Source organism: Gaetbulibacter sp. M235, assembly GCF_043876835.1.
Lineage (GTDB): Bacteria > Bacteroidota > Bacteroidia > Flavobacteriales > Flavobacteriaceae > Yeosuana.
Genome location: NZ_JBAWJZ010000002.1, coordinates 182,408 through 195,707, shown reverse-complemented (window position 1 = coordinate 195,707; position 13,300 = coordinate 182,408). Strand labels below are relative to the sequence as shown.

The 13,300-nt window shown below is 32.5% G+C and carries 11 protein-coding genes; 5 read left to right on the top strand and 6 right to left on the bottom strand.

The window, feature by feature from the left end:
- Nucleotides 1–2: 2 nt before the first annotated feature.
- From hypD to V8G69_RS03520, 6 genes are all read right to left on the bottom strand, one after another.
- Nucleotides 3–1,097, bottom strand: coding sequence for a hydrogenase formation protein HypD (gene hypD, locus V8G69_RS03545; protein ID WP_394880430.1), 1,095 nt, complete (start codon nucleotides 1,095–1,097; stop codon nucleotides 3–5).
- On the bottom strand, nucleotides 1,094–3,361 hold the full coding sequence (gene hypF, locus V8G69_RS03540; RefSeq protein ID WP_394880429.1) for a carbamoyltransferase HypF: 2,268 nt from the start codon (nucleotides 3,359–3,361) through the stop codon (nucleotides 1,094–1,096). The genes hypD and hypF overlap by 4 nt, the downstream gene beginning before the upstream one ends.
- 30 nt (nucleotides 3,362–3,391) lie before the next feature.
- Nucleotides 3,392–3,919, bottom strand: a complete 528-nt coding sequence (locus V8G69_RS03535) for a hydrogenase maturation protease (RefSeq protein ID WP_394880428.1) — start codon at nucleotides 3,917–3,919, stop codon at nucleotides 3,392–3,394.
- A gap of 79 nt (nucleotides 3,920–3,998) precedes the next feature.
- The gene (gene cybH / locus V8G69_RS03530) at nucleotides 3,999–4,751 is read right to left on the bottom strand and encodes a Ni/Fe-hydrogenase, b-type cytochrome subunit (protein WP_394880427.1); all 753 of its coding nucleotides are present in this window, start codon (nucleotides 4,749–4,751) and stop codon (nucleotides 3,999–4,001) included.
- A gap of 15 nt (nucleotides 4,752–4,766) precedes the next feature.
- The gene (locus V8G69_RS03525; RefSeq protein WP_394880426.1) at nucleotides 4,767–6,503 is read right to left on the bottom strand and encodes a nickel-dependent hydrogenase large subunit; all 1,737 of its coding nucleotides are present in this window, start codon (nucleotides 6,501–6,503) and stop codon (nucleotides 4,767–4,769) included.
- Nucleotides 6,504–6,514: 11 nt separating this feature from the next.
- A complete protein-coding gene (locus V8G69_RS03520) occupies nucleotides 6,515–7,639 on the bottom strand; it encodes a hydrogenase small subunit (protein ID WP_394880425.1) in 1,125 nt (374 codons plus the stop codon).
- A gap of 170 nt (nucleotides 7,640–7,809) precedes the next feature.
- Between V8G69_RS03520 and hypA the strand changes: the two genes are divergently transcribed.
- From hypA to V8G69_RS03495, 5 genes are all read left to right on the top strand, one after another.
- Nucleotides 7,810–8,151 carry a hydrogenase maturation nickel metallochaperone HypA gene (gene hypA, locus V8G69_RS03515; RefSeq protein ID WP_394880424.1) on the top strand — a complete coding sequence of 114 codons (342 nt, stop codon included), beginning with the start codon at nucleotides 7,810–7,812 and terminating at the stop codon, nucleotides 8,149–8,151.
- A gap of 158 nt (nucleotides 8,152–8,309) precedes the next feature.
- Nucleotides 8,310–10,136, top strand: a complete 1,827-nt coding sequence (locus tag V8G69_RS03510; RefSeq protein WP_394880423.1) for an NAD(P)H-dependent oxidoreductase subunit E — start codon at nucleotides 8,310–8,312, stop codon at nucleotides 10,134–10,136.
- On the top strand, nucleotides 10,129–11,397 hold the full coding sequence (locus V8G69_RS03505) for a 2Fe-2S iron-sulfur cluster-binding protein (protein WP_394880422.1): 1,269 nt from the start codon (nucleotides 10,129–10,131) through the stop codon (nucleotides 11,395–11,397). Before V8G69_RS03510 ends, V8G69_RS03505 begins: the two co-directional genes overlap by 8 nt.
- 2 nt (nucleotides 11,398–11,399) lie before the next feature.
- A complete protein-coding gene (locus tag V8G69_RS03500) occupies nucleotides 11,400–12,848 on the top strand; it encodes a Ni/Fe hydrogenase subunit alpha (RefSeq protein WP_394880421.1) in 1,449 nt (482 codons plus the stop codon).
- Nucleotides 12,832–13,290: a hydrogenase maturation protease gene (locus V8G69_RS03495; protein ID WP_394880420.1), complete on the top strand. Its 459-nt coding sequence runs from the start codon at nucleotides 12,832–12,834 to the stop codon at nucleotides 13,288–13,290. Before V8G69_RS03500 ends, V8G69_RS03495 begins: the two co-directional genes overlap by 17 nt.
- Nucleotides 13,291–13,300 lie beyond the last annotated feature (10 nt).

Genomic DNA, 13,300 nt, shown 5'->3' with positions numbered 1-13,300 from the left:
TTTTATTCTGAAATTAAATTGTTAGAAAAATGATAATATGCTGCGCAAGCACCTTCTGATGATACCATTGGAGCTCCAAGTGGACTTGAAGGTGTACAAGCTTTTCCAAACTGATTACATTGATGAGGCTTTTTAATACCTCTTAATATTTGTCCTGCAATACAATTAGGGTTTTCTGGAACTTTTATATGACTGATTCCAAACTTCGATTCGGCATCAAAATCTTTGAATTCTTTAGTCAAAACATACCCACTATTAGGTATTTCACCAATTCCTCTCCATTCTCTGGCACCTATTTCAAAAACTTGATTAATAACTTTCAAAGCCGCCAAATTACCTTCTTCTTTAACTACTCTGGAATATTGGTTTTCAACCTCATGCCTTCCTTCTTCTAGTTGTTTCACAGCCATATAAATTCCCTGAACCAAGTCCAAAGGCTCAAAGCCAGTTATTACAATAGGGATTTTATATTTCTCGGCTAGAGGATAATATTCCTTATAACCCATGATAGCACACACATGACCAGCACCTAAAAAAGCATTTATATTGCAAAATTTATCATCTAAAATGGCCTCCATAGCTGGTGGAACCAAAACATGCGATACTAAAATGGAATAATTTTTGAGCCCTTCTTTTTGCGCATGTAAAACTGACAAAGCATTTGCAGGAGCTGTAGTTTCAAAACCTACAGCAAAAAAAACCACTTCCTTATCTGGATTATTCTTTGCTATTTTAACGGCCTCTATTGGTGAATAAAGAACTCTCAAATCACCTCCATTAGATTTTGCTTCGAGTAAACTTTTTTTACTTCCGGGAACTCGAATCATATCTCCAAACGAACAAACGATAACACCCATTTCTAAAAGTTCGATAGCCTTATCTATTAAATTCAAAGGAGTTACACAAACTGGGCAACCCGGACCATGAATCATTTGAACATGATCAGGTAATAATTCAAGAATACCATTCTTAACCAACCCATGCGTTTGTCCACCACAAATTTCCATGATTTTCCATGTTTTTGTGGCCGTTTTTTTAATAAGCTCTAGATAGCTTTTTGTCGCCTCTAAATTTCTATATTCTGTTAAATACTTCATTTATTGTTACATTTTAGATAGTACATTATCTGTCCAAAAGAAATATTTTCGTCGTTAGGAGCTAAGTTAATATTAAAATACAGTTTATATTCCATTTCTCCAATTTCTTTAATCATATCTATTAAGGTTGTATTCTGAAAAACACCACCACTAAATGCAATATGCTTAAAATTATAATTCTGCGCTATTTGAAAAATAATGGTTGACAATGTGTAAAAGAAATTTACAATTACACGTTCCATAGAATTTCCTTTTTTATAATCTAAAAACAGATTCCAAATTAATTCCTTTGTTGGAATTGTTCCGTTTTTAACAACTTTACAATATGAATAACAGTCACTTAAGTTGTAATTGGTTATATAATTTTCCAATAAAATAGCTGCTTCGCCTTCATAAGTATTATAATCACAAATATCAAGTAAGGAAGCAACAGCATCAAATAATCTGCCAACAGACGATGTTTTTAATTTGTTTTTCGATTTTAGTTTTTGATAAATCAAAATTTCATGCTCCTTAAACTTATCATTAAGCGTTTTTTCCATTTCTGAACTTGATAAAGAGAATAAAGACAATTTTGGTTCTTTAGACATTTTATCACCTGCAAGCCAATCAAAATATTCAAAATGTGTAATTCTTTCAATATTATTTGAACTGTACTCAAAAAATTCGCCTCCCCAAATTTGTTTATCGTCTCCATAACCAGTTCCATCCCAAATAACTCCTAAAACAGGTTCATTGATATCAAATAAATTATGCTCTGCCAATACGGATGCGAAATGGGCTTTATGATGCTGAATTTTATGCAATTCAAAATGGTTCTCTTTTGATAGTTCATCACCATAAATAGTGCTTTGATATCCTAAATGGGAATCAACTAATAATACTTCTGGTAACTTTTCAAACACATCTATAAAATTTTGAACTACATGGGTAAAACGATTATAAACATCGTAATTATCAAGATTTCCTAAATACTGACTTAAGTAAACATAAGAATTAGGAACATAAGCAATCGTGCTTTTTAAATGTGCTCCTAAAGCCATGATTTTTTTATCTGATTTTATAGAAGTATCAAATAAATTCGGAGCAAAGCCTCTAGATCTTCTAAATAGAACCTCAACATTAAATTTATTGCTAAATTTCACAACAGAATCGTCTTGAGGATGAACAATTCTTAAATTATGGTTTAAAAAATAATCTGCTACTTTATTTAATTTCAAAAGGGCATCTTCAAACTCGCTAATAATTGGTGAACCGTGAATATTACCACTGGTTGCAACAATTGGAAACTTTAATTCATTAGCCAACAATTGTAAAATTCCTGAATACGGAAGCATTACTCCTAATTGTTTTAGTCCTGGTGTTACTTCATTTAAAGCTATGTTCCCTTTGTAATCGTTTAAGTTTATAATATTGATTGGCCTTTCAACAGATGTAAGGCTTTTTTCTTGTTCAGCATTAATTTTTAATTCACTCTTTAATGAATTTATTGATGGATATAAAACAGCAAATGGCTTATTTGGTCTCTGTTTTTTTAGTCTAAGTTTTTTAACAACATCTCCATTTTCCGCATTACAACATAATAAAAACCCACTGGTATTTTTTATTGCTATAATTTTTCCTTCAGATAGAAATTGAGCATTTTTTTTAAAGAACTCTCGCTTTTCAAGATTTAAAACCTGTCCTTGATTATCAGTTAAATTAAAATTTATACCACAAGTACTACATGTATTGGTCTGAGAATGGAAACGCCTGTTGGAAGGATTTTCATATTCCTCTTGACATTCTTCACACATCACAAAATCATCAACACTAGTATTACTTCTTTCAAAAGGGAAAGTTTCTGTTATTGCCCAACGAGGCCCACAATTAACACAGGTTGTAAAAGGATAATTAAACCGTTTGTTATTAATGTCTTTTATTTCTTGTTTGCAATCGTCACAAATTGCAAAGTCTGGAGTAAGTAATAAGTCTAGTTGAGCTACTTTCTTTGAAGGAGCAATTTTAAAAGTATCAAATTCGATATGTTGAATTTGATAAACTGAATGATTTTTAATTTTGGATACTGGCGGTGGAAACTTAATTAACTTATCACAAAAATTATTGATTGATTGTTTAGAACCTTGAACCAAAATAATCACGCCATTTTCATCATTAGAAACCGATCCTTTTAAAGAAAACTCATTTGCCAAATTATAAACATATGGACGAAAACCCACACCTTGAACCTGTCCAGAAATTAGAATTTTATAGGTCTTTAGCATTGATAATTTTAATTAAACATAAAGTTACATTTATTTAAAACGTAAACTTTTAGAATGCATTAAAATTCTATCAATCAGTTCGGGAATTGCTTCTTTTACTTTTGGGTTTAGCTCTATGGTCATTGGATTTATTTCTTCAATTGAGACGGTAAACAAATGAATATCTGGCACTTTTTCCATTAGATAAACAGCTTCAATCATATCCTTTAAACCAACATCATGAACACTTAATGCCGAAGGAAAATCTGAAGCAAACTTAGGCCGAATTAGAGAAATTGTTCCAGCTGGTTTTCCATCCATAGTGGCATCAACAAAAATGATGGTTGGATATACTTGAAAACAGCTTAATAATAAAAAACCTCCTGTTCCACCATCTAAAATATCTATATATTCAGGCAATTCTTTTTTGTACATTTCCTGAATAATATGAACACCTATTCCTTCATCTCCCATTAAATAGTTGCCAACACCCATAACAAGAATACTGTTAGATTTATCCTTTTCAAAAAAAAAGGAATCACTACTTATGGCAACCGGAGTTCTTTCTGTTATTTTCATATTTTAAATTAAAAAATAAATTCATCCAAATCCAAAATAAGTATGTATTTGAATGAATTTATTGCTAGATATTAAAAATTTATTTTGTTGCTACAATACCTTTCTCTTCTTTAATCTCAACTTCTTCTTCTTTATGAGCATGTTTAAGGCGTTCATCTGATACAAACTTATATCCTCCAAACATTGAAGATACTTCTCCTCTTCCTTCCAACCAGTCATGATAAAATACTAAATAAACATGAACCATGGCAAAGAAAATAAATAACCACATAGCTGTATGATGAATGCTTCTTACAATAAAGTCTCCACCAAAAAGCGGAATTACCCAAGTAAACATTTTTGGCAACCACCATGAGGCCATATCACCATACAATGCAAAACCTGTAGCTATTTGAACAATTGCTATAACAAACATGGCTATATAAGACAGTGTTGCAACGCTATTGTGACCGATACTGATTTTGGTAACATCCTCTTCTTTATCGTTAAAGAGCATGATATCAATTTTCATAACGTGCCAAAAATTATTCCAGTTCTTTTTAGTAAATGGCCAAAACGCTTTCCAGTTAGCAAATCTATTACCTACAAATGCCCAATAAAATCTCATTATTAAAACAAATAAGAATAGATAAGCAGCTGTAAAATGTAAAAATCTAACAATTCCAAAAGAATGTAAGTTTGTTGCTTCTGCACTAGATAGTATGGCTGGCGGATTTGCAATTATAAAACCTGTAACAACCAATACAAATAAAGCCAAAACATTTAACCAATGGAAGATCCTGACTGGTAATTCCCAGACGTAAACACGTTTAAAATTTGTTATTTTTTTCATGATCTTTTTATTTAGCTAAACTTCGCAACTTCCTGTATGCTGCACTTTTGAAATATGGTTACCATGTTCATCATACAAATGAACTGCACAAGCCAAACAAGGGTCGAATGAGTGTATGGTACGAATAATTTCCAAAGGCAATTCTGGATTGGCAACTGGAGTTCCAATTAAACAAGACTCGTAAGCTGAACGTTCGCCTTTTGGGTCTCTTGGTGAAGCATTCCATGTTGTTGGAACCACTTGTTGATAGTTAACGGTTTTTCCGTCTTTAATTTTTATCCAATGTGCAAGTGCACCCCTTGGAGCTTCCATATACCCAACTCCTTTTGCTTCAGCTGGCCAAGTAGAAGGTTCCCAATTTTCAGTATTGGCCATTCTTTCATCACCATTTTTGATATTACGAATTAAAGTATCGTAAAATTCCATGGTCCAATTTGCCACTAATTGGGTTTCTATACCTCTTGCTGCTGTTCTACCTAAAGTTGAGAAAAGTGCATCAACAGGAACATTTAAATGTGCCAAAGCAGCATTAACAGCTTCTTGAATTTCTTTATTGCCTCTACCATAACCCACTAAAAGTCTAGCTAAAGGACCTACTTCCATTGGCATTCCTTTCCATCTTGGTGTTTTAACAAAGCTGTATTTTTCTTCAACATTCAAATGCTCATATGGTGGTTTTGGACCAGAATATTTAATATTTGTTTCCCCTTCCCATGGATGTCTACCAGTATCTTTTCCCTCAGCATAATTATCATACCAAGAATTATTTACAAATTCTTCTATTTCATCTGTACTTCTATGATTTACATCTAAAACTTTGGACAAGTCTCTATTTAAAATAACACCTTGTGGGAATTTAAAATTAGATTGATCTGCATATCCATTAACTGGGAAATCACCATAGGACATGTAATTACCAAACCCTTTACCAATGGCACCCCAATCTTTGTAGAATGATGCAATTGCTAAAAGGTCTGGAATATAAACTTGTTCTATAAAACGTTTACCTTCTTCAAGAAGCGATTTTACCATAGCTAACCTTTCTGCATTGATACCTCCAGGATTTTCTGTATTAATAGCACAAGCCATTCCTCCAACTAAATAGTTTGGATGTGGATTTTTACCTCCAAAAATAGTATGAACTTTGACTATTTCTTTTTGCCATTCAAGAGCTTCCAAATAATGAGCAACGGCCAATAGGTTTACTTCAGCAGGTAATTTCATTTGTGGATGACCCCAATAGCCATTGGCAAAAATTCCTAATTGACCACTCTCAACAAATTTGGTTATTCTCTTTTTAATGTCTGAAAAATATCCAGGTGAGCTTTTAGGCCAATTAGATATGCTCTGAGCAATTTCAGAAGTTTTAACAGGATCTGCTTTTAAAGCATTTACAATATCTACCCAATCTAAAGCGTGCAAATGATAGAAATGAATCGTATGGTCATGCATATACAAAGCACCTTCCATAATATTTCTAACCATTTCTGCGTTTGGAGGAACTGCAATGCCTAAGGCATCTTCAACAGCTCTTACAGACGTTAATGCATGAACCGTTGTGCAAACACCACAGGTTCTTTGAACAAAGGCCCAAACATCTCTTGGGTCTCTACCTTTAACAATTTCTTCAATGCCTCGTACCATTGTACTTGAACTGTAGGCATCTACTATTATTCCGTCTTTAATTTCTGCTTCAATTCTTAAATGACCCTCAATTCTAGTAACAGGATCAACTACTATTCTATCTGCCATGATTACAATTTTTAAGAGTCAATATCTTTTTCGTTTGAAATACCTCTGTTAATTCTACTTGCTAATTCTTTTCTTTTAGAAATATTAGCTCCAATAGCATGAAGTGCTAAACCTCCTGCTAAAACTCCTGCTCCTATTTTTCCTATATCATCTGCAAGTCCTTCTTCATGTAATCCTGGAACTTTGGCGATTCTTTTATAGAATGGCCCATTATCCCAGAAATTCTCTTCACTACAACCAATACAACCATGTCCTGATTGAATTGGATAACTTACTCCATTATTCCATTTTATAGTACCACATGAATTGTATGTCATAGGCCCTTTGCATCCTAATTTATAAAGACAATACCCGTCTTTAGCATTTTTATCATCAAATGTCTCTGCAAATAATCCTGCATCATAATAAGGTCGTCTATAACAACTGTCATGAACACGTTTAGCATAAAATGCTTTTGGCCTGCCAAGTCTATCAAGTTCTGGCAATCTTCCAAATGTTACCATATGGATAATAACACCTGCCATTACCTCTCCAATTGGTGGGCAACCAGGAACTCTTATTATTGGTTTATTTTTAATTATTTTATGAATAGGAGTTGCATTAGTAGGATTTGGCTTAGCCGACTGAACACATCCATTTGATGCACAACTACCCCAAGCAATAATGGCTTTGGCTCCTGCTGCTGATTCAATTAATATATCTTTTGCAGATTGTCCTGCAATACAACAATAATTACCATCATCCCCCATTGGTACAGAGCCTTCAACACAAAGAATATATTCTCCTTTGTATTTTTCCATTGTAGCTTTTTTAGCCGCTTCTGCTTGATGCCCAGATGCAGCCATTAATGTTAGTGTATAATCTAATGATATTTTATCTAAAATAATATCTGCTACAATTGGATGATCGGAACGGATAAAAGATTCACTGCAACACGTACACTCTTGGAAATGCTCCCAAATTACTGGTACTCTGTAAGTAGTTTCAAGAGATTTAGCCACTTGGCCAACCATAGAGTTTTCCAATCCCATATAAGCAGCAATATAGGTGGCAAACTTCATGAAATCTCTTCTACTATAGCCTTGTTTTATTATGCTTTCATAATAAGTCTCTCTTTCTTCTTTATTTGTAGCCATAATTTAAATTAGATTATTAAAAGTTGAAATCATAAACATTACTTGTATAAAGTTTTAAATCTAAATAATCAAATCGAAAAAAAATATGACTTTTATCATGTTTTAAAATTTATTAAACATCTATTATTGTTCTTATTATCAGTATTTTAAACCCAAAAAAAATCAACTATATGCATGAATTATCAATAGCACTTGGCATAGTTGATATTGCTGAAAAGGAAACCAAAAAAGCTAAAAAAAAGAAGGTTGAGTTGATAGAACTAGAAATAGGTACTTTAGCTGGAATAGAATTTGATTCCTTAGATTTTATATGGCCTTCAGCCGTAAAAAATACGGTTTTAGAAGGAGCTGAAAGAAGAATTAACATTATTGAAGCTTTAGCAAAATGTGGGGATTGTAATCATACTTTTAAAATAAAAAATGTATATGATTCATGTCCAAAATGTAATAGTTATCTTAAAAGTATTCTTAAAGGGAAAGAATTATTGATAAAAAGTTTGGAAGTTTCATAAAAATCCGAAATTAGTTTTGTTTTTTCAACAATTCAATTAACAGTCTTCTACTTTTCTAGTTATTTAATGATTTTACTGTAATTCGTAAATACCTAACAGTTGTCATTTTATTTTTTTTACTTCAGCCTTATATTAGTTACAAATCATTCTTCCTCATTATGGTAACTAAAGAAACAGCAGCAAAAAGAACCACTTTAATGAATGTTCTATGGGATATTCAAAGAAAAAGAAGATTCATCAGCAGAGATGATATGAAAAAAATTTCAAGTGAGTTTAATATCTCTATGATTGAATTAGAAGGCGTTATATCTTTTTATCATTTCTTTCATCTTTCTGATGCAGGGAAATACACAATTTATCTAAACTGTTCCACAATTTCTCAACACAAAGATTATCAGGATGTAAAAAAAGCTTTTCAAGACGAATTAGGTATTCTAATTGGTAATGTAACTCCGGACAAATTATTTGGTTTTTTTAAAACCTCATGTATTGGCCTAAGCGATCAAGAATCATCAGCACTAATAAATTTTTACCCTTTTACTAATCTTACACCAAGTAAGGTAAAAAACATAATCTCTAAATTAAAACAAGGACATTCATTAGAATCATTGAGTGACTTTCCAAAAGACAATATACAATACACCCCAAAAGAAGATGGAAAAACCATTTTCTTTAAAAAATATAATAAAGGAGAAGGACTAAAAAAGTTAATTGCTCTTAATCAAGTTGAAGTTATAGATTTAGTAAAAAAATCTAAACTTTCTGGAAGAGGTGGCGCATTTTTTCCAACAGGAATGAAATGGCAGTTTTGTAAAGATAATGAATCCGACCAAAAATATATTATTTGCAATGCAGATGAAGGCGAACCTGGAACTTTTAAAGATAGGGTTTTACTAAACCAATATCCAGGATTACTCCTCGAAGGCATGACCATTGCAGGTTATGCCGTAGGCGCAACCGAAGGAACAATTTATCTGCGTGCAGAATATTTGTTTTTAAAAAATAAAATTGAAAAAACAATAAAGGAATTTAACAAAGATGGATTACTTGGTAAAAACATCCTTGGCATAGAAGGATTCAATTTTGAAGTTACTATTCATATGGGTGCTGGAGCTTATGTTTGTGGAGAAGAAACTGCCCTTATTGCTTCAATGGAAGGCAAACGAGGTGAACCAACTACCAAAGAATATTTTCCTGTTGAAAAAGGATATTTGGGTAAACCAACGGTTGTTAATAATGTAGAAACATTATGTGCTGTTCCAAGAATTCTGGAAATGGGATTAGATAACTACCTAAAAACAGGCACAAGTGCGACACCTGGAACTAAATTATTAAGTGTTTCTGGCGATTGTGACAAACCTGGAGTTTACGAAATTGAATGGGGAATGAAATTGAAAGATTTTTTAAACCTTACTGGAGCTAAAGACACACAGATGGTATTGTTTAATGGTTTTTCAGGAGAATTTTTATCAGAAGTTGATTTTGATAGAGAAATATCTGGTGAAAATCTATTAGCTGAGCACATTCAATTTACATTCGAGGATCCAATTGAATATTCCCAAAAAATGAGTGGTGTTGGTTTAAGAAGTGGTGGCTCATTTATGATTTTCAACAAAGAACGTGACCTGATTTCAATTCTTAAAAACATTACAAAATTTTTTGTTGCCGAATCATGTGGTATTTGTGTACCATGCAGAACCGGTAACTTTTTGTTGAATAAGAAAATTAATAAAATAATGCTTTGTCATGCAGATAAAGATGACCTTCATGAAATTAAAGAATGGAGTACTATAATTAAACAATCCAGCAGATGTGGATTAGGTAAAACATCAACAAATTGTTTATTGACTGCCATGTTAAAATTTCCTGGAGAATTCCAAAAATGTCTTCTTGCAGAGAGCGATATTAACCAATCATTTGATTTAGAAAAGTCCACTGAAATTTATGATAGTATAATCCACGAAATAGAAAGCTCTTATGAATAATCTAATAAACATAACTATTGACGGAAAAAAGTTTCAAGTTCATGAAGGCAAGAATTTAGTAGATGCTGCGAAAGAAAATGGAGTTTACATTCCTACTTTATGTCATTTTCATGAAGTAAACCCTCCTTTAGGCACCTGCAGAATTTGCACTGTAATTGTTAATGGTAAAACAACAACCAGCTGTACAACAAAAGTATACGAAGGTATGGAAGTTGAAATTAACACACCAGAGCTTTTAAATACCAGAAAAGCAATTATAGAAATGTTGTTTGCTGAAGGAAATCATTTTTGTCCATCATGTGAAAAAAGCGGGCATTGCGATATGCAAAATCTTAGTTACGATATGGGAATCACAAATACAAGATTTTCCCATGTTTACAGTAATAAGGTTGTTGACTTTACTTCTGATAGAATGATTATGGAATCCAACAGATGCATTCTTTGTAAACGTTGTGTTGAGGAAATTAAAACAAACGACGGTAAAAATGTGTTTTCATTTGTAAGTCGTGGTGTTAAAACACGAGTTCGTATTGATTACAATGAAGAAGCTAAATTAACAGACTCGCAAGCAATGCATGCCATGAACCTATGTCCTGTTGGCGCAATTCTTATTAAAGGAATGATTTACGAACAACCCTTTGGAAATAGAAAATACGACATTGTTGGCAAAGATAAAGATGTGCATATTATAGATCGTTTCAAAAAAAGACAGGATGAAAACAAATTTATAGTTGCCACAACATCATTAGCTGGTTGTTTTGGCTGCCATATGTCGTTGTTAGATATTGATACTGAAATTTTAGACGTTTTAGAAATTGTTGAATTCAACAAATCACCATTAACAGATATCAAAAAATTTAGTAAACGCTGTGATGTTGGCCTAATTGAAGGCGGTTGCGCAAATTCAGAGAATATAGAAGTGCTTAAAGAATTCAGAAAAAAATGTGATATCCTAATTGGTTTTGGCGAATGTGCAATCATGGGAGGAATTCCTGCCATGAGAAACTTTGTTCCATTAAAAGAATGCTTAGAAGAAGCTTACATAAATGGTCTTACCAGTGAAATAGGAGCCAATATCATACCTAACCACGAGGATATTCCTAAACTTTTAAACAATGTATATCCTTGTAATGAAATAGTAAAAATTGACTATTTCATTCCCGGTTGTCCTCCAAGCGCAAAGCATATTTGGAAAGTTATAAAAAATATTCTCTTAAATGAAGAGTACTCAATCGCTCACGAAGAATTTAAATACGATTAAAAATGCAAAAAATAATTATTGACCCAGTAACTAGAGTTGAAGGACATGGAAAAGTTACCATTCATTTAGATGAACATAACAAAGTCAAAGATTCATTTTTTCATATTGTAGAATTTCGTGGTTTTGAACGTTTCATTCAGGGGCATCCTTATTGGGAAGCACCAGTTTTAGTACAACGTCTGTGCGGTATTTGTCCTGTAAGTCACCATTTGGCTGCGGCTAAAGCCATAGATCAAATTGTAGGATTAGAACCAGAAGACCTCTCTTTGCCTGCTCAAAAAATAAGAAAGCTGTTGCACTTTGGACAAGTTTTTCAATCGCATGCTTTACATTTCTTCTATTTAGCTTCTCCAGACCTATTATTTGGTGTAGATGCAGATCCAGCAAAACGTAATATTGCCGAGGTAGCAATCAAACATACCGATCTTGCTAAAAAAGGAATTTTAATGCGAAAATTTGGTCAGGAAATTATTAAAACTATCGCTGGAAAACGTATTCACGGTATTTCGGCAGTTCCTGGAGGTGTTCATAAAAAAATCACTTTAAAAGATAGAGATTATTTCTTAAATAGCAAGGAGATTCCATCTATAGACGCCATGATAAATTGGTCTAGGGAAATAATTCAATTTTTAAAAGGATATCATGAAATCAACAGAAAATGGCTGGATGAATTTGCCGAATATCCTTCTGGTCATCTAGGATTAGTTAATAAAGAAAATGGATTTTTAGAGCTCTATAATGGTAACTTGAGAGCACTTGATGCTAATGGTAAAGTTACTTTAAATGATGTACCAAACAATGATTACATTCATTATTTTAATGAAGGAGTTGAAAAATGGTCATATTTAAAATTTCCATATTTAAAAGAATTGGGTAAAGATAAAGGTTGGAACAGAGTTGGCCCATTGGCTAGAATTAATATTTGTAACGGAATAGAAACTCCTTTTGCTGAAGAAGAACGCATCATATTTAAATTATCAACAAACAACAAGATTAATAATAAGACGATGTATTCTCATTGGGCAAGATTAATAGAGATGTTATACTGTGCAGAAATGATGAAGAAATTATTAAATGATGAAGATATATTAAGTAACGATTTAGTTAGAAAAGGAAAAAGACGTAATGAAGGTATTGGTATAATTGAAGCTCCTAGAGGAACATTAATCCATCATTATGAAGTAGATGATAAAGATAGAATTACACGCTGCAACCTAATTGTTTCAACTACTCACAATAATGAACCCATGAATCAAGCAGTTAAGTGGGTTGCCAATAATGTAATTAGTGGAAAGCCAGAAATTACCGAAAGCATGCTTAATCAGGTTGAAGTTGTTATACGAGCCTACGATCCTTGCTTGAGCTGTGCTACTCATGCTCTAGGACAAATGCCACTAGAAATTTCATTGTTTGACAATAATGGTAAATTAATTGATGAAAAAAGAAGATAGTAAAAATATTATCATTTTTGGAATAGGGAATTCTGGTAGACAAGATGATGGCTTAGGTTGGCTATTCTTAAATTTTCTTGAAGAGCAAAATACAAATATTGATTTGGAGTACAGATATCAGCTACAAATTGAAGATGCAGAGCTAATCTCAAATTACGATAAAGTCATTTTTGTTGATGCCAGTAAGGAAGAAATTAAAGAAGGTTATTATTTAAATACCTGCTATCCATCTGAAAAATACAGTTTCAGCACACATGCGTTGGAGCCAGAAACCATATTGTATCTATCTAACAAATTATACAATCATATTCCAGAAGCCTCCGTTTTTGGCATTCAAGGTTATGATTGGGAATTAAATATTGGTTTAAGCGAAAAAGGAAGTTTAAATCTAGACAAAGCAATAAAATTTTTTAAAGATAACGTACTTATTGACTATCTTTGAGTATATCATA

Bases quoted from the DNA above. Each gene is read 5' to 3' on its own strand.
- hypD (WP_394880430.1), bottom strand. From the start codon at position 1,097: ATGAAGTATTTAACAGAATATAGAAATTTAGAGGCGACAAAAAGCTAT.
- hypF (WP_394880429.1), bottom strand. From the start codon at position 3,361: ATGCTAAAGACCTATAAAATTCTAATTTCTGGACAGGTTCAAGGTGTG.
- V8G69_RS03535 (WP_394880428.1), bottom strand. From the start codon at position 3,919: ATGAAAATAACAGAAAGAACTCCGGTTGCCATAAGTAGTGATTCCTTT.
- cybH (WP_394880427.1), bottom strand. From the start codon at position 4,751: ATGAAAAAAATAACAAATTTTAAACGTGTTTACGTCTGGGAATTACCA.
- V8G69_RS03525 (WP_394880426.1), bottom strand. From the start codon at position 6,503: ATGGCAGATAGAATAGTAGTTGATCCTGTTACTAGAATTGAGGGTCAT.
- V8G69_RS03520 (WP_394880425.1), bottom strand. From the start codon at position 7,639: ATGGCTACAAATAAAGAAGAAAGAGAGACTTATTATGAAAGCATAATA.
- hypA (WP_394880424.1), top strand. From the start codon at position 7,810: ATGCATGAATTATCAATAGCACTTGGCATAGTTGATATTGCTGAAAAG.
- V8G69_RS03510 (WP_394880423.1), top strand. From the start codon at position 8,310: ATGGTAACTAAAGAAACAGCAGCAAAAAGAACCACTTTAATGAATGTT.
- V8G69_RS03505 (WP_394880422.1), top strand. From the start codon at position 10,129: ATGAATAATCTAATAAACATAACTATTGACGGAAAAAAGTTTCAAGTT.
- V8G69_RS03500 (WP_394880421.1), top strand. From the start codon at position 11,400: ATGCAAAAAATAATTATTGACCCAGTAACTAGAGTTGAAGGACATGGA.
- V8G69_RS03495 (WP_394880420.1), top strand. From the start codon at position 12,832: ATGAAAAAAGAAGATAGTAAAAATATTATCATTTTTGGAATAGGGAAT.